This is a genomic window from Wohlfahrtiimonas populi (genome assembly GCF_002006795.1).
Lineage (GTDB): Bacteria > Pseudomonadota > Gammaproteobacteria > Cardiobacteriales > Wohlfahrtiimonadaceae > Wohlfahrtiimonas > Wohlfahrtiimonas populi.
In genome coordinates this window covers 176,815-199,268 of the sequence record NZ_MVDN01000005.1, presented here as the reverse complement: position 1 = coordinate 199,268, position 22,454 = coordinate 176,815, and the positions used below count along the sequence as shown (strand labels likewise).

Below are 22,454 nucleotides of genomic sequence, written 5' to 3'. Positions count from 1 at the left end.
TTTTTTTTACGGGTTGAGCGATAATTTAGCAATTTTAGTTTGCATCGCACCATCTCTATCGTAAATATCAGAGCGATAAACAGTCTTCCCGTTCGCATCTACAGCGGTTGTCATGTAAATTGTGTACACAGGAAAACGCATATCTTCTTTTAAACGTACAGTTTGCTCTTTGCTACCATCATAAGCTTTCTGAATGCGATCGACTTTCCAATCCTGATCTTTCAAGAAGTACTCAGCCAACTGAACTGGGTTCTCGATACGAATACAACCAGAGCTGAATGTACGCTCTGTTTTGCCAAATAAACTTTTTTGTGGCGTATCGTGCAAATAAATCGCATGTTCATTAGGGAACATAAATTTCACTTTACCCAACGCATTATAAGTACCTGGATCTTGGCGCAAGCGATATGGGAAGTTATTAGCATTGTATTGTGACCAATCCACCATACTTGGATCAATTTCATTACCATTCTTATCTAAGATACGAATTTTTGAACGTGCTAAGCGTTCAGGATCTTTCTTCAACTGTGGCAACTTATCTTTCACAGCCATAGAACGTGGTACATTCCAATAAGGTGCAAACACAATGTGATTCATTGGCGCCATGAATACTGGCGTTGAGCGCTGAGCCATGCCCACGATTGTCTTAGCGCGTACTGTTTCTACGCCATCCTTCACAACGTAATACTCAAAGCTTGGGATATCTACTACCAAATAATGCTGACCCAAATCTTTTGGCATCCAGCGCCANACCAAATAATGCTGACCCAAATCTTTTGGCATCCAGCGCCATCTTTCAATATTTGTAATCAACTGCGTTGCACGATCTTGCTTAGTTTTATTCAATTCTTTTTGTGTTCTTGCACCCACAACACCATCTGGCTCTAACAAATGTTCATTTTGAAATGCCTGCACCGCTTTTTTGGTTTCTGAATCAAACAATTTTTGATCTTTTTTCGCAGAATCCAAATAGCCTAATTCAATCAATCGATTATTCAACAATAAAACTTTATCGTTCTGATCATTCAATGACATTTTACCGCCCACAGCCATTGTGGTTTCCACCTCATCAGAAGCTTCGCTATCCAAAACTTTAGCTAAGCTATCTAATAACAAATGATATTGTTCATGTTTTGGTTCTACTGTTGCAACTTGTGCAGCCAAATCTGAAGCACTCAATAAGCCATTCAGCTGGGCAACACTGTCAAACTTATCTCTTGGCAATAGCCAGTTCTTTTGCTCTACAACAATCAATTCAGGTTGCCCAACTGACAAATCACGCAAATAACTCAATGCTGCATCCGTCATTAACAAATCTAAGAGCTGCTGATCCTCTACATTTGCAAGATCTGAAGCAACTAATTCATTAATCTTTCCAACGTGATAATTCTTTGGAAACAACCCCTTATAATGACTTTTTTCTAACAACGATAAAACTTCTTTAGAACGTGATGTTATTTTGCCATCATCCAACCAAGCAAATGATTGCGTTGGATTAGCCGCGTAAAAGTCAGCATAAAAACGATCCACATCGCCTTTATTTGCGCGCAACGCGACTTTACTCTGCTGCGTTAAATTTTTAACAATATTTTGAGAGATATTTGCTGATACAGCTTCTACACTGTTAGCCAATACCATTGGTGACGTTAACGCCAATACACAGAATAATATAGTTCTTTTCATAATATCCACATTCTAAAAGATAGCCCCTGATGAAGCATGTTATTATACGCGCATTTCATGTTTAACGGTTATTAACAATGTCAAAACAATCAATTACCACAGCCAAAGCTACGGCCATTAAACGAATTCTAGCCTTTGTCTATGACTTATTCTTAATCATCCCGCTAATGATGCTCGCCGCTTTAATTTGGTTGCCCTTCAATAATGGCGTCGCTATCGAGCCTGGTAATCCTCTTTATCCATTTATGATCTCTACCACAGCGATTTTAACACCAATATTATTTTATACATACTTTTGGTACAAGGGCGGGCAAACTTTAGGAATGCGTAGCTGGAAACTTCGCATTGTGAACTTATCAGGCACACCTTTATCATCCAAACAAAGTGCAACACGTGCTGTTTTATTGATTCTATCTCTCACATTGATAGCTGTTGGCTTCAACACAGCTTTTGCTCTGAACTTTACCGTTCAAGCCATTATTCCTTTAGGATTGGCATTAATTTCACTATTTGGTATGTGCCAAACTTTCACCAAAAGGCGCACTTCTCTTGTTGATTTATTAACACAAACAAGAATAGTTCAGTTACCAAAGGTTGAAAAATCGAAAAAGTGACTACACTATATATCTACCTAGTTCCATTTTTTGTTTAGTCATGCATTAACTGCTACACTACAAAACTCGGAATACCCACCAAAGTTCATTTAATTGGAGATTTAATCATGGCTTTTAAATTACCTGATTTACCTTATGCACACGATGCGCTTGAACCACACATTGATACAGAAACAATGCATTTGCATCATGACAAGCATCACAATACATATGTAAACAACTTAAATGCAGCAATCGAAAAATATCCAGAATTAGCAGAAAAATCTATCGAAGATTTAATCGCTGATATGGAAAAAATTCCTGCTGACATCCGTACAGCTGTACAAAATAATGGTGGCGGCCATGCTAACCATGCTTTGTTCTGGGAAATCATGGCACCTAACGCGGGTGGCGAACCTGTTGGCGAAATCAAAGCAGCAATCGATGCAACTTTCGGTAGCTTTGATGCATTCAAAGAAAAATTTGCAGCGGCAGCAACTAGCCGTTTCGGTTCAGGTTGGGCATGGTTAGCAGTAAACAAAGATGGTTCTATCGAAATCATGTCTACAGCAAACCAAGATTCACCTTTAATGGTTGGCAAAACTCCAGTATTAGCATTGGACGTTTGGGAACACGCTTACTATAAAAAATATAGCAACGTTCGCCCTGACTACATCAAAGCATTCTGGAACGTAGTTAACTGGAACGAAGTAAACAAGCGTTTCTTGGCTGCTAAATAATTATTGAATTAGTTATTTAACATTCAAACATGCAAGAGCCCAATAGTAATATTGGGCTTTTTTGTACGTTAAAATTTCTCTATTAATCATAAATTTTCGCAATCACATTTTCACCCAAAGCTGGCCCTACGCTCATGCCTAATCCTGTGCGCATCAACACAGCTGTTGCAAACTTCCCTGCCTTGATGATTGAATAAGGTTCAGAACCTTTGGAGCCATATTCTCCAGCCCATCGCTCAATTACATCTAATTTTAATCCTAATGTTTCTTCTGCCAACATCAACAAAATTTTATCAATGGCTTCACTACTGAATGGACGCGGAAATTGTGAGTATTCATGAGAATCACCAATGATCAATTCACCATAAGGTGTTGGCGTGATCAATAGATGAATACCATGTTTCACAAATTCAGGATAATCGCTTTCCATTGCTAATCTTAAAATTTCTGTTTCAGGCAAATCTCTAAATGCGTCATAATGCGTACAGCTCAAGCCTGTGAACAGAGCATGCTGTAATGGAAATTCTTTAGCAGGTTTCACTCGCAACATCTGTAAACGACAAACCATAGGGTTTAATTGCTGGATCTCATCTGCAAGTAATGTTTGATAATCGTGGCCAGAACACACAAAAATGTGCTCTGCATCGAAATTCCCTGCTGTTGTGCTTAACTTACCTTGATCAACATCGATATCCTTCACCAGCGTTCCAAATTTCATTGTGACATTTGGCAAAAAAGATAAATAATTAATCAATTGCGGTAAAGCTTCGCGAGAGAAAACCACTTGATCATTCTTGCCATGCAAAATTGTGGAATAACGAGAGAATTGCCCACCGTACATCGACTCAATTTCTTTCTCGCTGAGCAATTCACATTCATAACCATATTGCTTTACCTTATTCTCTACAAACGATTCTAAAACTGCTGCTTCCAATTGGTTACGAGCAATTAATAATGAGCCATTTCTTTTTGCATTGATATTGGCATGATCAACCCATTCGCCCCAAATATGACGACTTTGATTCGCAAGATCAAGCATCTCACCTTCCCTTTGCCCTGTGACTACGCCAAAACCAAAGTTACGAATCGATGCGCCCAATGGTTGATCTGTACGTTCACATACTAAAACTTTCAACCCACGCTTTGCTGCTGCATACGCATGACTCAAACCGATGATGCCAGNAAAACCACTTGATCATTCTTGCCATGCAAAATTGTGGAATAACGAGAGAATTGCCCACCGTACATCGACTCAATTTCTTTCTCGCTGAGCAATTCACATTCATAACCATATTGCTTTACCTTATTCTCTACAAACGATTCTAAAACTGCTGCTTCCAATTGGTTACGAGCAATTAATAATGAGCCATTTCTTTTTGCATTGATATTGGCATGATCAACCCATTCGCCCCAAATATGACGACTTTGATTCGCAAGATCAAGCATCTCACCTTCCCTTTGCCCTGTGACTACGCCAAAACCAAAGTTACGAATCGATGCGCCCAATGGTTGATCTGTACGTTCACATACTAAAACTTTCAACCCACGCTTTGCTGCTGCATACGCATGACTCAAACCGATGATGCCAGCGCCCACAATGGCTATGTCATATTTCATTATCGCTACCCATATCTTGATCAAAATGGCGCCATTCTAGAAGCCGATTGTGTCAGCAATATGACAAATCCTTACAAATTAACAATATTTTGCATTTCATATTTTTGTCATATTTAAACGTTATATTTCAATGGATTTTTATTCATTCCCTAAGGAAAAATTCCATGAAATTATTCAAATCAACAGCTTTGACAGTTGCATTAATCAGTACTTTAGGCTCAGCATATGCACAAAAACAAGAATTAACAGTATATTCAGCAATCGAAACAGATCAATTAAAAGAATTAGAAAAAGCATTCAACCAAGATCATCCTGAAATTAAACTGCGCATCGTGCGTGATTCCACTGGTGTTGTGGTTTCTAAATTGTTGGCAGAAAAGAATAATCCAAAAGCTGATGTGATTTGGGGTGTTGCGATTACAGGTTTAGGCGCATTGGAATTAGAAGGCATGTTAGAGCCTTATGCACCTGCAAACATCGCTAAAATTGATCCAAAATACAAAGATAAAGATGCTGTACCAGAATGGTGGGGTCATCAAATCTCTGGCGCAGTGATCTGCTTTAACACTGTAGAAGCAGAAAAACGTGGTTTACCAAAACCAACAAGCTGGAATGATTTATTGAATCCTATTTACCAAGGCCAGATCGTAATGCCTGATCCAACATCATCGGGTACTGGTTACTACGATGTTGTGAGCTGGTTACAAATGTGGGGCGATGAACAAGGTAAAGGCGGTGGCTGGCAGTATATGGATAAACTCCATAACAACATCGCACAATACACTCATTCAGGCTCTAAGCCATGCAACATGGCTGCAACAGGTGAATATGTGATGGGCATTTCCTTTGAATACCGTGGCAATACTAACAAAGATAAAGGCGCTCCAATCGATTTAGTATTCCCAAGTGAAGGTTTAGGTTGGGATGTTGAATCATTTGCGATTCATAAAGGCACTAAAAACTTAGCAGCAGCAAAAGTATTAGCAGATTGGGCCTCTAGCGATAAAGCAATGGCCTTATATGGCAAAAACTATGCTTTAACAAGTNAAGGCGGTGGCTGGCAGTATATGGATAAACTCCATAACAACATCGCACAATACACTCATTCAGGCTCTAAGCCATGCAACATGGCTGCAACAGGTGAATATGTGATGGGCATTTCCTTTGAATACCGTGGCAATACTAACAAAGATAAAGGCGCTCCAATCGATTTAGTATTCCCAAGTGAAGGTTTAGGTTGGGATGTTGAATCATTTGCGATTCATAAAGGCACTAAAAACTTAGCAGCAGCAAAAGTATTAGCAGATTGGGCCTCTAGCGATAAAGCAATGGCCTTATATGGCAAAAACTATGCTTTAACAAGTGTTCCAGGGACAGCAACTAAATTGGAATATGTGCCTGCTAACTATGCAGAATTATTGATTGATATGGATTTCGATACTGCAGCAAAAGATCGTTCACGCATTTTGTCAGAGTGGAGCACTCGCTACTCTAAAAAATCAGAACCTAAATCTTAATCATATTTTTCATTAGTTACTAAGGAGATCAGCCAGTATGTCATTTCTTGAGCTGAATGCTATCAATAAACGTTTTGGACATTTTACCGCATTAAAAGAGATCAATTTAGCCATTGAATCTGGTGAATTTATCTGTTTTTTAGGCCCTTCTGGTTGTGGTAAAACAACATTGCTGCGCATTATTGCTGNCAATTTAGCCATTGAATCTGGTGAATTTATCTGTTTTTTAGGCCCTTCTGGTTGTGGTAAAACAACATTGCTGCGCATTATTGCTGGACTTGAAGAACAGACATCTGGCCAGATCTTTCAAAAAGGGCAAGAGATTTCCAACTTGCCACCTGCGAAAAGAGATTATGGGATTGTTTTCCAATCCTATGCTCTTTTCCCCAATCTCACTGTGAGCGATAACATCGCTTATGGTTTAGTGAATCAAAAAAATCAGAAAGATGCGATTGAACAAAAAATCAATGCATTGTTACATTTGATTGGATTACCAGATAGCGGCAAGAAATACCCAAGCCAACTATCGGGTGGGCAACAGCAACGTGTTGCATTGGCTCGTGCTTTAGCAACATCACCCAACCTATTATTATTGGATGAGCCTTTATCAGCACTTGATGCAACTGTGCGCATTCATCTACGCGAAGAATTGTGCCGTTTACAAAAGCAACTCGGCATCACAACCATTATGGTCACACACGATCAAGAAGAAGCATTGGCAATTGCTGATCGCGTTGTGATTATGAATCATGGTGTGATTGAACAAGTTGGCACGCCATTGGAAGTTTATCATCATCCTGCTAATCCATTTGTGGCGGACTTCGTGGGTAAAATTAATCAACTAGATGCTTTATCAGAAGGTGATCATTACTATCGTTGTGGCGATGAAATCATTCATGCGCCAGATGTTCCTTCTCATCCTAAAGGCGAAAAAGTTCGCTTATATCTCCGCCCTGAAGATCGTAAAGTTGAATTTGATCACAATGATTCAGCAAAACAATTCACTGGCATCATCAAAGACATTGAATTTTTAGGTGGTACTTGTTTAGCAGAATTGGAAGTACCAACGTTTGCAAAGCAATCCATCCGCTTACAATTTTCCTTAAATCAAGTGTATGACTTAGGAATTGAGCTAGGTAAATCCTTACCTTTCGCTTTCAGACCGGAACGCATCAATGTTTTTGCATCTTAAGGAACCAATATGTCTAGTTCTACCTTACAGGCAAAATCTACAACACAGATGATTCAGCCTAAATCCAAAAGTTGGCCCATTGAGAAGATCATCATTGGTTCTGTTTTAATCATATCTCTCATCTTTTTTGTGCTCTTTTTAGTAGCACCATTGAGCGCAATCTTAAGCCAGTTATTCGTTAATAATACGTTAAGTGAACACACAGGCATTTCTGCGCTCTTTGAATATTTGAAATCACCTTCTATCCTCAGAAGCTTATGGAACAGCATTTGGGTTTCAATTGTCGTAACGATGATCGTGATTCCACTAGCATTCACATTTGCTTATGCTTTAACTCGCAGCTATTTACGATTCAAAGGCATTTATCGCTCAATCGCCCTGTTGCCTTTATTAGCACCATCATTGTTATCAGCCATTTCGATCATCTATTGGTTTGGCAACCAAGGTGCAGCTAAAGCCTTTTGGAACGCTTTAGGATTCAGCTCCATCTATGGCGCACCTGGCATTATCTTGGCAGAAATCTTTGCCATATTTCCACATGTATTGATGATCTTAGTCACTGCATTAACATTGGCGGATCAGCGTTTATATGAAGCAGCAGATACTTTAGGCACAAGTAAATTCCGTAAATTCATCACGATTACATTGCCAAGCGTTAAATATGGCTTAGTTTCTGCGGGCATGGTTTCTTTCACATTAGTGATCACAGATTTTGGTATTCCGAAAATTGTTGGTGGTAACTTTGATGTATTAGCCACAGATTTATTCCGTATGATCATCGGCCAGCAAAATTTCCAACAAGGCGCGGCTGTTGCATTGTTATTGTTAATCCCTGCTCTACTTACATTTACGGTGGAACATCATGTGCGTAAAAAGCAGATTTCAACATTGTCAGCTCGCTCTGTTCGTTTTTCACCTAAAAAGAATATGAAATTTGATTTAGCGATGAATGCTTATGTCATCGTGATTTCCTGCTTAATGTTAGCAATGTTATTGATGGCAGTTTATGCATCATTCGTCAGTTTCTGGCCATATAACTTGAAACTCAGTTTGTTGAATTATGAATCAGCATTGTTTGGCAGCGGTTTAGGTAAAACGTTATTAAACAGCTTAACATTAGCACTTGGCACAACCGTCATTGGCACAGCATTAGTATTCTTAAATGGCTATATGCTCGAAAAAACCAAAGGCTTTAACAAAATTAAATTAGCCATTCGTTTAATGGCAACATTGCCTGTAGCAATTCCGGGATTAGTTTTAGGTTTAGGTTATATCTTCTTCTTTAATAGCCCAAGCAATCCTTTCAACTTCCTCTATCATTCAATGTTGATCTTGATCCTATGTACTGTGGTGCATTTCTACACCACAAGCCACATGACAATGACTTCAACCCTAAAATCCATCGATTGGGAATTTGAAGCTGTGTCTCAATCCCTCAAGGTTCCTTTTTACAAAACAATGTGGCGCGTGACATTGCCAATCAGCTTGCCAACGTTATTGGATATTTCTCGCTACTTCTTCATCAATGCGATGACAACGATTTCAGCCGTGATCTTCTTATATTCACCTGAAACAGAACTCGCTGCCGTTGCCATTTTGAACTTAGATGATGCTGGAGATGTTGGTGGTGCAACAGCAATGGCTGTAATGATCACTGGTGTTTCTCTAGTTGTCATCTCTATTTATTACTTTATTGAACTTTGGATCAAACGCTCAACGCATCGTTGGGCTAATCACTAGGAGCTAGCATGGATCGCGACCAAATCTTATTAACCCCAGGGCCATTAACAACAACACTGCGCACAAAAAAAGCAATGTTAAAAGATTGGGGTTCATGGGATGCTGATTTTAACCAAATCACTAAAAGAATCCGCTCTCAATTACTCTCCATCATTCATGGTCATGATGATTATGTTGTCGTGCCGATGCAAGGCAGTGGAACATTTTCTGTGGAAGCCGCTATTAACAGCGTATTGCCACCGAATGGTCATTTATTAGTCTTAGACAATGGTGCTTATTGTAAGCGCATGGCAACACTCACCAATAAAATGGGACGTAAAGCAACATTGTTATCATTCAATGAAAGAGAGCCTGTTTCACCTGAAGCATTGAAAAAAGCGTTAATCAATGATGCTTCCATTACACATGTTGGCTTAATTCATTGTGAAACTGGCGCTGGTGTTTTGAATCCATTGAAAGAAATCAGTGATATCTGTAAAGAGTTCAATGTTGGCTTAATCATTGATGCCATGAGTTCATTTGGCGCTCTGCCTATTTCTACAAGAGAAATTCAATTTGATGCATTAATTTCTGCAAGTGGCAAATGCTTGGAAAGTGTTCCAGGCATGGGCTTTATTTTCATTCGCAAAGCGATTTTGGAAAGCATGCAAGGTAACAGCCAATCCTTATCTTTAGATCTATATGATCAATACCAATATATGGAAAAAACTGGTCAATGGCGCTTTACTCCACCAACACATGTTGTGGCTGCCTTGGCAGAAGCTTTAGATCAATTTGAAGAAAAAGGTGGGCAACCTGCAAGATTGGCGCGCTATAAAGATAACTGTAAAACTCTTGTGAGTGGTTTAGCAAAAATTGGCTTAGAACCTTTTTTAGATGAAGAAAATATTACACCAATCATCGTGACATTCTTAGCGCCTAAATATGACCAATATGATTTCAAATCTTTCTATAACGCAGTGAAAGAGGAAGGCTTTATCTTATATCCAGGCAAATTGACCGAAATCGAAACTTTCCGCGTGGGCTGCATTGGTGCAATCAACCACAAAGAGATGCGCCAAGTGGTTGCGAGTATGAAATACGTTTTAGAACAAATGGCTGTTGTTAAATAAATCTTAGGAGAATTCTTATGCAAAATAATCAAAAAATTTCTGCCATCGTCTTTGATTGGGCAGGAACCATCGTTGATCATGGTTCATGTGCACCAATGGGTGCATTTGTGAAATTATTTGAAAAGTTCAATGTACCTTTAACGATTGAACAGGCGCGTGGTCCAATGGGCTCTGCAAAGTTAGATCATATCAAAGCATTATTGGCTTTACCTGAAGTGAGCTCAGCATGGGCAAAAGAACATGGTAGCGCACCAACAGATTTAGATGTACAAATGCTCTATGATGTTTTCATTCCTATGAATTTAGCAGCCATTGATGATTATTCTGATCCTATTCCTGGCGCAGTTGAGTTATTCAAAAAACTACGTGAACGTAATATAAAAATTGGCTCAACTACTGGTTATAACAGAGAAATTGCAGAAAAAGTTCTACGCTTGACACAACCTCATGGCATTGATCCTGAAAGCGTAATGTGCGCAGCTGATTTTGAAATGGGTCGCCCTGCACCATTCATGATGTTTCAAACCTTTAATAATTTAGGTGTTTGGCATCCACATACTGTGATCAAAGTAGATGATACAGCTGTTGGTATTGCAGAAGGTTTAAATTCAGGCACTTGGACAGTTGCTGTCACTGTGAGTGGCAATGAAGTTGGCATGACAGAAGCAGAATGGAATGCTTTACCAAAAACAGAACAAGATCAATTACGTGCACAAGCAACTGAAGCGATGAAAAAATCAGGCGCGCATTACATCATTGATTCTGTGGCTGATCTTGAACCTATTATAAACGCTATTGAACAACGCATTCAATCTGGCGAAAAACCGTAAATAACAATACTGGCTTATGATCTATTTCGCCAATATTATGAAAATAATATTGGCTTTTTTTATCGCGTCATATTCTTGTCATATTCCAAGCATATATTAAGTACATCTTTTAACTACAGGTGTTTAAATATGATTTCTCAGCATTACATCGATACTTTGTCTAACGTTTTTCATGCATTTGAATTAAAATTATCTATGGTTCACTTTGAACACATCATGAATTTAAAACAAACTCAGCACATCCAAGCATTATTGGCTTTGCCTGAAATTGCAGATGCTTGGCATCAAGAATATGGTTTCATTCCTACAGCAGAAGATGAACATAACCTAACAGAGCTTTATGCAACGCAAGTTCAACACCTTCAAGCAATGGGATTAAAGTAATCTCTCTGCTTTAAACAATTCTTTTGGCTCAATGATCTGCGCTTGTTCGCGCACTAAAGATAAATCATGCGAACCATTCGGTGTATCTTTCACCAAAGCATATAAAGTCGATGTGGTATATGTGATCGCTTTTTCAACGCTATCTCCATTTAACGTATGCGCTAAATACAATGCTGTAAATGTGTCACCTGTGCCGCTTGGCATTGGCACATAATGGCAACGTGGCGTTGTGACTTTCCATGCTTCATCTGCTGTAATCGCTAACGTCATCAACTCATCATCAGTATCATTCACTCTAAAACTTGTGATCAATACTGTTTTCAAATAGTGATTGTTTGCAATCAGTTTGCGCGCTTCGCTACAAGCATCTTCCAAAGTCCGCACAGACTTGCCACACAACACTTCAAATTCAAAATAGTTCGGTGTAATGATCGTTGCGCTTTCTAATGCTTCTTTCATTAAAGGTGGAATCGTTTCATCCACAAAAAAGCCAACGCCATCTTCTTTATCGCCCATCACAGGATCACAAACATACATTGCATCAGGATTGTGTTTGCGGATTTCGCGCACAACATCATGAATCACTTGCCCTACGCCAACTTTACCAATGTAACCAGAAATAACCGCATCCACTTTTTCTAAGAAATGATTTTCTCGTAAACCACGAATCACTTCCGCAATCTGCTCCGCTGTGAATACTTGCCCTGAAAAAACATCATAGCCACTGTGATTAGAGAATTGCACAGTATTAATTGGCATCGTTTCAATGCCCATTCTTTGTAATGTAAATACAGCTGCCGAGTTGCCAACATGCCCAAAAGCAACATGGGATTGGATAGTTAAAACGCGTTTTGGTTGGTTTGTCACGATGATCTCACTTTGCTACATCTTTTAATTTGATGCTCGATTATAGCGCAATGATTTTAATTTTGGGATTAGGTTCTTGAACCTAAATCGTGATCGCTTTCATTACCTTCCAATAGATGTGTCATTTCACGCACAGAAGCAATTTGATCATTTTCAAATGTGAAAAATGCAATCACTCGCACATGCAATGTTTCACCATTCTTTTTAGTCACAAATACATCATGAATATCCGCAGCTGTATCGCCTGCCACCATAAATTCAATGAATTCTACATGAGCTGTAGCAATCACTTCTTTCAATGCGACAACATGCTGAAAAAAGCCATTATAATCCAAGCTTTTGCCATCCACCCATTGTGTATAATTCTTTACGAAAAAAGGTCTAACATCATCCACCGTTTTTTCAGCATCGAATAATACTTCAAATGATTCAGCCACTAATTTCTGATATTTATGCATGTTTTGATCTCCTTTTTTCATTATTCTTCTAAGTAATTTGTTAAAGCTTCCAAGAACAGCTGGGCTTTAGCCAATGTTTCATCATCCATCGTTGCCAAAAAATTTAAATAATTCGCCTTGACCTGTTCATGTAATACATGATGAATATCTGCAATATGCTCACCTTCTTTCGTTAACTGATAAAAAATCGACTTTTGGTTATCCTCAACTTGATATGTTGTGATTAACTCATCCTTCAATAATTTATTCACAGCCTTTGAAACTGCTGCTTTTGTTAACGCTAAAGCATCACTGAGCACTTTATTATTCACAGCATCATGTTGCTGAATACAACTCAAAATATGCAATTGCGTTAATGTGTAATTGCCCAAATCCTTCAATAAAGTTTCACGCTTTTTCTCTCGATGAATTTCTTGTGCATGTGTTAATTTTATTAAAGTTCGATACATTTTTTCTGTTTGTGTTGTCATAATCATTATCTCAGTTTTGTTTACCAGTTAACTATATTCCTGATTCAACTTATTGTCAACTGGTTAACTATAAATTTGAGTTAGTTTTATAAATACTTATAATGCTTCAATGATCAATAATCCTTTACTCAAAAAACCGAGGATCGCTCGCGGTTGATGCACTTGGAATGTAGTGCATCGAATTGATAAAACATTCCATGTATTTGCCATTTTATTTGGAGCTTTGTCATGGAAAAAAAACATTGGTCAAAAGTGGAATATCTCCACAAAACTGTTAAAAACTCAAACATTATCATTAAAGGTCAACATAGCTATTACAGCGACTGCTGGGATCAAGGCTTTGAAGCTTCTGTTGTGCGCTATCTATATGGCGATGAAGAAAGCTTAAAGTGGGAGCCTTTATGGCATATTGATCAGCTATACATTGGTGATTATGTCTGCATTGGTGCAGAAGCTGTGATTCTTATGGGCGGCAATCATACACATCGTGCTGATTGGTTCAGCTTATATCTTTTTATGGAAACAATCGAAGAAGCTTATCAAAGCAAAGGTGATACACACATTCACGATGGTGCTTGGATCGGCATGCGAGCGATGATCATGCCTGGTATTACAATTGGTGAAGGCGCAATCATTGCCGCAGGCAGCATTGTGACAAAAGATGTTGAGCCTTATGCAATTGTGGGTGGATCACCTGCTCAATTAGTGAAATATAGATTTTCTCCAGAAATCATTCAACAGTTATTAGCATTGCATATTTATGATTGGGCACCTGAGAAATTTCAGGCACTTCGCCCATTCTTAACGCAAAATAATATTGAAGCATTGATTGAAGCTGAGAAAAATTACCCATTTTAATTATTGTTACTATCAATGAAACTATCCCTCTCAATGGGAGGGATAGATTTTAAACCTATTGCACTATCCATTATATAGCTGGAAATCTTTCCTGCCACTGCCAGCCATTTTCTGTGGCTACTAAATATTTATTGATACCAATATTTTCTAAAAATTCTTGATCATGTGCAACAATCACCAAAGCACCTCGATAACTCTGCAATAATTGCTCCAATGCTTGTAAGGATGGTAAATCCAAATGATTATTGGGTTCATCCAATAACAGCAATTGTGCAGGCTCTTTTTGATACAAGGACAGAATCAAAGCAGCTTTCAATTGTTCGCCACCACTTAAAGCCTTCATCGGCTGATTAATCACTGTATTGTCCAATCCCAACTGCGCTAGCTGCATTCTTAAATCTGTAATTTTCTCTTTGGTTTGCCCGTCTGAAACCTGCTCCAAAATAGATTTTGATAAATCTAATGAAGACAACTGCTGATCCAAATAAGCAAAATTCACATGATGCTTTACTTCACCTTGTAAGGGAGAAATCTTCCCTGCTAATGTTTTCAACAATACAGATTTACCACTGCCATTTTTACCCACAATTGCGATGCGATCGCCTTTCTCAATTTGCCCATGAAATTCGCACAGGTGCTCTGCTAAATGTGGCAATATCAGCTGGTTCAATTCCACCAATACTTTGGGCACAAAAGCATCCACATCGTAACCATGCAAAACTACAGTTTCTTTTTGATCTATGCGATCTTTTGCAGATTGAATGGCTAATTTACCTTGTTCCGCAATCTGATCACGTTGCTGCTTTGCTTTGCCTGAACTGAGTTCACTGCGATTCTTTTGGCGATCTAGCAATATCTTCGCTTGATTTTGCTCACCACGTTGTTTATTGGCTTGAGAGGATCGTTTCGCTTGTCGTTCTAATTGTTGCTGTGCAACTGCCAAGCGCTTTTTCTCTGTCTGTTTTACTGCATTCAATTGCTGAATAGCAGAAGCTAATTCGGCATCTCGTTGCTCAATATAATCTTGATAAGCACCGCTGTATGCTGTTAAGCCTTTAGCAGATAATTCCACAATGGCGTTCACTCGGTTCAACAAATAACGATCATGGGTGATAATGACCACCTGCCCTTGCCATGATTGAATCATCGACCATAAAACTTGTTTATAGTGATAATCCAAGTGGTTGCTGGGTTCATCTAGAATCAAAATCTGCGCTTGTGATAAAAAAGCAGCCGCAATGCGAATACGCATTTGCTCACCGCCACTTAATTGATGCATCGCAGTTGCTAACGAAACATGGGATAAAGACAGATCAGCCAATAAATTCAGAGCCTCATCCTGAATGCACCAACGCGAACCCACAGTTTCAAAATCATCAGGATCAACACTACCATTTTCAATGCGTTGTAATGCATCCAATATAGACTGAATCCCCAGTGCTTCAGCAACGGTTTCGGCACTATTTTCATGGGCTTTTTGTGATAAGTAATAAACTAAATCACTATTGATACATGAGCCTTCCGTTGGCAATAATCGCCCCGCCATGATTTGTGCCAATAAGCTTTTGCCAACGCCATTTCGCCCAATCAAAGCTGTGATTGGCTGAGAGAATGTATAAGTTCAGTCTGAAAAAACTGTGTTGCCATTTGGCAAACCATAAGACAACTGATTAAGCTGCAAAAATTTGGACATAAAACCTCCTTGATTGATCGTAATAACAAGTCAAATCAAGTTAATTATTCATGTCAGCAAACCTCATCAGTTCTAAATTAAGATGCACGTATTTTAACTTTGTACACAATAAAGTCAATGTAAAAGATGCCACAATACATTTAAAAAAATCTAGAAGAATTATGGGATGATTTTACAATAAAAGAGCCTTCTTGATAGAAGGCTCTAGTTGCTCATTGTTGTTAATTAGCGCATCTGAAACATCTCTTGATGAAAATTAGGTGCAACCGTTTCATAACGTTCTTTCAAATCAGATTTTAATTTTTTCGCAAAGCCACTTGGACCACAGAACCAAATATCTGAAATTTTCTCATTCGAATCTTGCATCAATTTATCTGCAGTTAAGTAGCCTGCAACATCACTACAATGCACATGTAATCTGACATTAGGTAAACTTTCACATAATGTTTTCAAGTAATTTGCATAGTCAGCTTCTTGCTCATTACACGCACAGTAATAGAAATCCACTTGTGTTTCATGATCATTATTTTGAATCATGGATTCAACCCAAGCGATGAATGGTGTAATCCCAATACCACCACCAATCCAAACTTGCTGTGATGATTGTGAACGTTGGTAGTCGAATAAACCATAAGGGCCTTCTACTTCTACACAATCACCTGCGTGAATATTATTTTGTAAATACTTCGTGTAATCACCCAAAGCTTTGATGGAAAATCTTACGACATTATCACCTTCATCCGCTGAAGAAATTGTGAAAGGATGTGCACCTTCTAATCGATCATGCTTGAAAAATGCATATTGCCCTGCTTTATGTTGCCATTCGCCTGATAATTTACAAGTGACTTCAATACAATTGCCGAGTTGTTTCACTTCTAATACTTTGCCTGCATGCGTTGAAGTTTTGCCAATTAAACCTAGCATTGATATCACTGCACAAACTGATCCAATCACCACAGCCAATCCCACTAATATTCCTAAAGGTTGGAACCAATAATTCCAAGGTGTTAACACAACTGCATGAATAGCTAATAATAGGAATACAGGTGCCATTAATTTGTGTGTATAACGCCAAATCTTATAAGAAAATTTATTCCATAAAGTTAAAACTAATACGACTAACAAGAAATAGACAAGATATTCACCCACATCTTTAGCAAAGCCAACATATTGATCTAACCAACCTTGTAAACCTGTTAACTCTGGTCTTGCACCTTTCATTCTTTGACCTTGTTCAAAGAACAATTGCAATACCGGTTTACCCAATTTAACGACATAGTGTAAGCCCGCAAATACAATTGCCCAAATGCCTACCCATTTATGTAAATGGTACATTTTATCTAAGCCCAAATAGCGGTCTAACCATTTTGGACGAACAGCTAAGAGCATAATCACGCCCATCATTAAGAATGAAATCACACCTGTGATATTGATTAGCTCTTTGCGGATGGGAAATGCATCTAGTTTGATTGGATATAAATACAAGTTAATGATCCAAGCAATCATAGCAATCCCGATAATTCCTATAATGACTCGCTGACTTCTGTTCATGACATGCCTCTCTTATTATTGATATTGTTTGAATGAATATTTACTTCATGAGTGACATAGTAGCTCTGTAAATATTAGAGGATTTCAATAGTTGTAAAGTTCTGATCAAGTTTCGATAATGATAATCATTATAAATATTTACCCATAAAAAAGAGATCCATAAGATCTCTTTTGACAACCTATTCTTCGTATAAAGATCAATCCAAAGAGCTCATGACATGTTTGATGCGAGTATATTCTTCCAGACCATACAATGAAAGGTCTTTACCATAACCTGAATGTTTATAGCCACCATGTGGCATTTCTGCTGTTAATGGAATATGTGTATTAATCCACACTGCACCAAAATTTAAATGCTTAGCAAAACGCTGAGTACGACCGTGATCTTTTGTCCAAACACTTGATGCTAAACCATATGCAATATCATTCGCTTTCGTTAATGCATCAGCTTCATCAGTGAATGATTGCACCGTAATGATCGGCCCAAAAATCTCATTTTGTACTAAATCATCTTTTTGCTGCAATCCCGAAATGATGGTTGGTTCAAAGTAGAATCCACCTAAAGAACTTGCTTTACCACCTGTTTCAATTTTGGCATGGCTTGGTACTTGTTTCATTAAGTTTTGAATGCGATTAAATTGATTCACATTATTCAATGGACCAAAATGTGCAGATTCATCTGCTGGCAAACCACATGGAAATTTCTTCGTTGCATTCACAAGTGATTGAATAAATTTATCATGAATTGATTCATGCACAATAACTCTAGTTGCAGCAGTACAATCTTGCCCTGCATTGAAGAAACCTGTCATAGCAATGTGTTCAGCTGTTTTTTCCATGTCGGTATCGTCGAATACGATCACAGGTGCTTTACCACCTAATTCTAAATGTGCTTTAGTGATATTTTGAGCAGCTGCCAATGCAACTTCCTTACCTGCTCTTACAGAACCCGTAATAGATATCATCGCTGGTACAGGGTGGCTCACCAATAATGCGCCTGTTTCTGCATCACCTAAAACAACATTGAATACACCTTCTGGCAATACTGTTGCAGCAATTTCTGCAAACAATAATGTACTTTCTGGCGTTGTATCACTTGGCTTTAAAACAACTGTATTACCTGCGGCAATGGCAGGAATGACTTTCCAAATCGCCATCATGAAAGGATAGTTCCACGGTGCAACTTGTGCAACTACACCAATGGGTTCACGGCGAATAGATGATGTTAAGCCTTCAATATATTCACCTGTTGCTTTACCTTCTAGCAATCTAGCTGCACCTGCAAAAAATCTAATTTGATCCATAGAAGGAATCATTTCCTCATTACGAATCATATGAATTAATTGCCCTGTATTGCGAACTTGTGCATTCACTAAATCATCAATTCTAGCTTCCAAAGCATTCGCTAAATCTAATAAATATTTTTGGCGTTGAGAAGGTGTTGTTTGGCTCCAAGTTTCAAAAGCTTTTTCAGCTGTTTTAATTGCAAAATCTATATCTTCAGCCATAGATTTTATAGAAACACCATTTGCTTTACCTGTAACAGGATCAACTAAGTCAAACGTTGAGCTTGAATTAACAGTTACATATTGACCACCCACAAAATTGTTTAATACTTCAGACATATTTATGTTCCTATCAATGCTTGTATAGTAGTGACAATTTAAAAAAGTTTATCTGCTCCCTTCCCAAAAGGAAGGAGACTAGAGTTATCTATACTTGATTAAACTGATTCACTATACGATTTATAATTAATGAACATCTACCATGATAGATGCTCATCAATCCATCCATTCTTCATTCAATTATTTTATAAATTAAGCTACTTTTAATGACTGCAATACTTCTTTAAATGATTTGATGACATAGCCAACTTCTTCATAAGTGATTGTTAATGGTGGTTCAATACGAATAGTTTTAGAATTCACCAAAGTACCTGCAACAATGATATTTTTGTCAAAAATTGCTTTGGATGCATCGTAACCAATTTCATCTGTATGGAATTCAATACCAATCATCAAACCACGACCACGAATATCCAATACTAAATTTTCATGGCCTTTGGCCGCTTCTTTTAAGCCATTGAGGAAATATTCACCCACTTCAGCAGCACGTGCTGGTAATTTTTCATCCAATAATACACTGAATGTCGCCAAAGCAGCCGCACATGCCAATGGGTTACCACCAAATGTTGTTGTATGCATGAAAGGATTATCAAACATTGGTGCAAAAATTTTCTCTGAAGCAATCGTTGCACCTGCTGGCATAACACCACCACCAAATGCTTTTGCTAAACATAAAATGTCAGGCGTTACACCTTCTTGCTCACAAGCAAACATACTACCTGTTCTGCCCATACCTGTTTGAACTTCGTCAAAAATTAAAATTGCATTATATTCATCACACAATTCACGCACAGCTTTCAAATAGCCTTTAGGAGGAATAATGATTCCACCCTCACCTTGAATTGGCTCTAAAATCACAGCTGCAACATCTTCTTTAACAGCAGCACACACTTCAAAAGTCTTACGCATCATATCGATATCACCGAACAATACATGCTTAAACCCTGATGCCAATGGCATAAATGGCTGACGGAAGCTACCTTTAGCTGTACCACCTAAAGAACCTAAGCTTTTACCATGGAATGCCCCAACCGTTGAAATAAATGTTGTTGCATTTTTATTATGCTTATGCGTGTATAACTTAGCAATTTTCAAAGCTGCTTCAATAGATTCTGTACCTGAGTTTGTAAAGAATGAATATTTAAGATCGCCAGGTGTAATATCTGCTAATACTTTAGCGAGCATCGCACGTAATGGATCTAACATGTCTTGGCTATGCAGTGCCTGATGTTTCAATTGGTCTGTCACTGCTTTGACAACTTTAGGATTTCTATGACCGACGTTATATATACCAAACCCACCCAAACAGTCGATATATGAATTACCATTCACATCAATATAGCTATTATCTTTATCTGACCATTCAACTGCAGCAAATCCTTGATCTGGGGTAACAGTTTTACGATACTCTAAAAAGCCTGGATTGACATTAGCACGAAAGCCTTCAATCGTTTCTGATGTGATCCATTTGGCATCTTCTGGTGTAATGACATCTTTCTCAATTAAACCAAGAACCTTATTAATATACTGTTGCACATTGTTATTACTCATAATATTCTCCTACTTCCTTTGATAAATTATTAAATGTTATTAATGAAACATTGCCAGTAAAACTTGAAGCTTCTTCTACGTATTTGTAGTTTTGGCGATACGAAATCCTGTATAGCCATAAAGAATCGCAACACATGGGCTCAAAATCCCGAGGAATACGTAAGGTGCATAATCCACAGTTGCAACACCTAATGTCCCAGCCATAAAAGCACCACATGTATTCCACGGAACGAGAGATGACGTCATCGTTCCAGCATCCTCAACTGTGCGTGATAAATTTTTAAGCGCTAACCCTTTATCTTTATAGGCCTGTACATACATACGCCCAGGAATCAAAATTGATAAGTATTGATCACATGCGATCACATTTGCTGTAATAGATGATGCAGCCGTCGTTGCAATTAGGCTACCTGTTGATTTAGCTAACTTTAATAAGTTTTTAACAATAGTTTCTAATGATCCTGTCAACTCTAAAATGCCACCCAAACTCATTGCTAACATAACTAAGTAGATTGTTGACATCATAGACACCATTCCACCATTGTTTAGTAAAGTGTTAATGACTTCATTACCTGTTTCTTTTTCATAGCCCACCATCATCATGTTCAAAATGGAACCAATGGATTCACCCTGCACCAAAAAAGCAACAACACCACCCAGAAATGAACCAACGACTAAACCAGGAATTGCAGGCATTTTGCACATAATCATGACTAACACAACAATCGGTACTAAGATCAACCATGGAGAGATCACAAAAATTTGATCCAATTGCTCCTGCAACAACTTCACACTAGAAATATCATGTGATTCTGCCTGATTAAATATGCCTAAAATTAGAAATAAAATGATCGTAATGACCCAAGCAGGTATGGTTGTATATAGCATGTAACGGATATGTTCAAATAAGTTCACTCCAATAATGCCAGGAGCCATATTCGTTGTTTCTGAAAGTGGTGATAACTTATCACCAAAGTATGCGCCTGAAATTACAGCACCCGCCACCATCGCAGGGTTATAACCTAGAATTACACCAACTCCCATAACAGCAATACCTACGGTGCCCGCCGCTGTCCATGCGTTACCTGCTGTCAATGAAACAGCACTCGTTATAATGACTGCCAAGGGTAAAAACCATTCGGCAGATAAAATATCTAAGCCATAGTAAATCATAGTTGGCACTATGCCACCAGCTAGCCATGTGGCGATCAATGTACCTAATACAAGTAAAATCAATAAAGCAGGTACTGACAGAGCAACACCAGCTGTTACAGCTTTTTCTATTTCATCCCATCTATACCTAAGATAGATAGCAACACCACCAGATATAATGGCACTAATAAGCACAGGAATATGTGGTTCTGCACCATAAATAAAAATTCCTACAAATAACAAAAGCATCATAGATACAATAGGAATTAAAGCAATTTTTAAACTAGGAAGAGGCTTACTTCTTTCTGCAAATACTTCTGTTTCCACAAATACTTCTGCTCTCGCTACATCATCATTCGTATAATCCATACACAGCCTTATGCAACTTAATAATAAATTGCTCAATCATTTAGTTAATTTGAGTTTTTAACTTGAAAGTTGAAAGATATTTATTCTTCCTAGGTCAATGTTCTAGTAAAATGAACAAGTAAAATCGTTTTTCTAGATTTCTAGAAAAATAACTATGGCCAATTTTATTGGCAAATCAACTTAAGTATTCTTTGTACGTTGGTACGATAAAATTAATTGAAAATTAGATTTCTCACTATATTACAGCCAACCATAAACTCCTCCGATTTTTTATTAATATTTTATTGTTAGCAACTCTCATTTATAAATATAACAAATTGATTTATATAAAAATAATCAAATAACAGTTATTCTTTTAAACTTCAAAATAGCTACATTTGGATATTATTGATTCTAGTCAAAGATGACAATCATACAAACATAACAAAATTATATACCTTCTTATTCGATCG

At 37.9% G+C, this 22,454-nt stretch carries 19 protein-coding genes and 2 pseudogenes; 10 read left to right on the top strand and 11 right to left on the bottom strand.

The window, feature by feature from the left end; translation table 11 throughout:
• Window positions 1-6: 6 nt before the first annotated feature.
• Window positions 7-1,638: a L,D-transpeptidase family protein gene (locus tag BZK16_RS07890; protein ID WP_456300692.1), complete on the bottom strand. Its 1,632-nt coding sequence runs from the start codon at window positions 1,636-1,638 to the stop codon at window positions 7-9.
• Window positions 1,639-1,760: 122 nt separating this feature from the next.
• Here BZK16_RS07890 and BZK16_RS07885 point away from each other — a divergent pair, with 122 nt between their 5' ends.
• Window positions 1,761-2,297 (top strand): RDD family protein, encoded by a 537-nt coding sequence (locus tag BZK16_RS07885; protein WP_077928349.1) that lies wholly within the window; start codon window positions 1,761-1,763, stop codon window positions 2,295-2,297.
• Window positions 2,298-2,404: 107 nt separating this feature from the next.
• Window positions 2,405-3,016, top strand: a complete 612-nt coding sequence (locus BZK16_RS07880) for a superoxide dismutase (RefSeq protein WP_077928348.1) — start codon at window positions 2,405-2,407, stop codon at window positions 3,014-3,016.
• An 82-nt stretch (window positions 3,017-3,098) separates the two neighbouring features.
• Here the strand turns inward: BZK16_RS07880 and BZK16_RS07875 are convergent, their stop codons facing one another.
• Entirely contained in the window at window positions 3,099-4,184 is a 1,086-nt protein-coding gene (locus BZK16_RS07875) for a TIGR03364 family FAD-dependent oxidoreductase (protein ID WP_233145234.1), read from the bottom strand.
• On the bottom strand, window positions 4,181-4,657 hold the full coding sequence (locus tag BZK16_RS07870) for an FAD-dependent oxidoreductase (RefSeq protein ID WP_269845023.1): 477 nt from the start codon (window positions 4,655-4,657) through the stop codon (window positions 4,181-4,183). Before BZK16_RS07870 ends, BZK16_RS07875 begins: the two co-directional genes overlap by 4 nt.
• A gap of 140 nt (window positions 4,658-4,797) precedes the next feature.
• Between BZK16_RS07870 and BZK16_RS14995 the strand changes: the two are divergent.
• The 7 genes and pseudogenes from BZK16_RS14995 to BZK16_RS07840 all read left to right on the top strand — a co-directional run.
• A pseudogene (locus BZK16_RS14995) lies at window positions 4,798-5,655 on the top strand (extracellular solute-binding protein); the annotation flags it as partial.
• A gap of 30 nt (window positions 5,656-5,685) precedes the next feature.
• Window positions 5,686-6,150 (top strand): annotated as a pseudogene (locus BZK16_RS14990) (extracellular solute-binding protein); the annotation flags it as partial.
• Window positions 6,151-6,187: 37 nt separating this feature from the next.
• A complete protein-coding gene (locus BZK16_RS07860) occupies window positions 6,188-7,342 on the top strand; it encodes a putative 2-aminoethylphosphonate ABC transporter ATP-binding protein (RefSeq protein ID WP_077928345.1) in 1,155 nt (384 codons plus the stop codon).
• Window positions 7,343-7,351: 9 nt separating this feature from the next.
• Window positions 7,352-9,082, top strand: a complete 1,731-nt coding sequence (locus BZK16_RS07855; RefSeq protein WP_233145232.1) for a putative 2-aminoethylphosphonate ABC transporter permease subunit — start codon at window positions 7,352-7,354, stop codon at window positions 9,080-9,082.
• Window positions 9,083-9,090: 8 nt separating this feature from the next.
• On the top strand, window positions 9,091-10,194 hold the full coding sequence (locus BZK16_RS07850) for a 2-aminoethylphosphonate--pyruvate transaminase (protein ID WP_077928344.1): 1,104 nt from the start codon (window positions 9,091-9,093) through the stop codon (window positions 10,192-10,194).
• 17 nt (window positions 10,195-10,211) lie between these two features.
• On the top strand, window positions 10,212-11,024 hold the full coding sequence (phnX, locus tag BZK16_RS07845; RefSeq protein ID WP_077928343.1) for a phosphonoacetaldehyde hydrolase: 813 nt from the start codon (window positions 10,212-10,214) through the stop codon (window positions 11,022-11,024).
• A 129-nt stretch (window positions 11,025-11,153) separates the two neighbouring features.
• Window positions 11,154-11,408, top strand: coding sequence for a hypothetical protein (locus tag BZK16_RS07840; protein ID WP_077928342.1), 255 nt, complete (start codon window positions 11,154-11,156; stop codon window positions 11,406-11,408).
• On the opposite strand, the gene pdxY is transcribed toward BZK16_RS07840, so the two are convergent.
• The 3 genes from pdxY to BZK16_RS07825 form a co-directional block, all read right to left on the bottom strand.
• Window positions 11,400-12,275: a pyridoxal kinase PdxY gene (gene pdxY, locus BZK16_RS07835; RefSeq protein ID WP_233145231.1), complete on the bottom strand. Its 876-nt coding sequence runs from the start codon at window positions 12,273-12,275 to the stop codon at window positions 11,400-11,402. The genes BZK16_RS07840 and pdxY overlap by 9 nt on opposite strands.
• 68 nt (window positions 12,276-12,343) lie before the next feature.
• On the bottom strand, window positions 12,344-12,733 hold the full coding sequence (locus tag BZK16_RS07830) for a nuclear transport factor 2 family protein (protein ID WP_077928340.1): 390 nt from the start codon (window positions 12,731-12,733) through the stop codon (window positions 12,344-12,346).
• Window positions 12,734-12,753: 20 nt separating this feature from the next.
• On the bottom strand, window positions 12,754-13,203 hold the full coding sequence (locus BZK16_RS07825) for a MarR family transcriptional regulator (protein ID WP_158076831.1): 450 nt from the start codon (window positions 13,201-13,203) through the stop codon (window positions 12,754-12,756).
• A gap of 228 nt (window positions 13,204-13,431) precedes the next feature.
• Here BZK16_RS07825 and BZK16_RS07820 point away from each other — a divergent pair, with 228 nt between their 5' ends.
• On the top strand, window positions 13,432-14,061 hold the full coding sequence (locus BZK16_RS07820; protein WP_077928338.1) for a CatB-related O-acetyltransferase: 630 nt from the start codon (window positions 13,432-13,434) through the stop codon (window positions 14,059-14,061).
• Between the two features lie 70 nt (window positions 14,062-14,131).
• Here the strand turns inward: BZK16_RS07820 and BZK16_RS07815 are convergent, their stop codons facing one another.
• The 5 genes from BZK16_RS07815 to nhaC all read right to left on the bottom strand — a co-directional run bounded on the left by BZK16_RS07815 (window position 14,132) and on the right by nhaC (window position 22,002).
• On the bottom strand, window positions 14,132-15,652 hold the full coding sequence (locus tag BZK16_RS07815; protein WP_077928337.1) for an ABC-F family ATP-binding cassette domain-containing protein: 1,521 nt from the start codon (window positions 15,650-15,652) through the stop codon (window positions 14,132-14,134).
• A gap of 327 nt (window positions 15,653-15,979) precedes the next feature.
• Window positions 15,980-17,305 (bottom strand): ferredoxin reductase family protein, encoded by a 1,326-nt coding sequence (locus BZK16_RS07810; protein ID WP_077928336.1) that lies wholly within the window; start codon window positions 17,303-17,305, stop codon window positions 15,980-15,982.
• Between the two features lie 197 nt (window positions 17,306-17,502).
• Complete coding sequence (locus BZK16_RS07805) at window positions 17,503-18,930, bottom strand: gamma-aminobutyraldehyde dehydrogenase (protein WP_077928335.1); 1,428 nt, start codon at window positions 18,928-18,930, stop codon at window positions 17,503-17,505.
• Window positions 18,931-19,122: 192 nt separating this feature from the next.
• Window positions 19,123-20,481, bottom strand: coding sequence for a putrescine aminotransferase (locus BZK16_RS07800; protein ID WP_077928334.1), 1,359 nt, complete (start codon window positions 20,479-20,481; stop codon window positions 19,123-19,125).
• A gap of 75 nt (window positions 20,482-20,556) precedes the next feature.
• Entirely contained in the window at window positions 20,557-22,002 is a 1,446-nt protein-coding gene (gene nhaC, locus BZK16_RS07795) for a Na+/H+ antiporter NhaC (protein ID WP_077928333.1), read from the bottom strand.
• Window positions 22,003-22,454 lie beyond the last annotated feature (452 nt).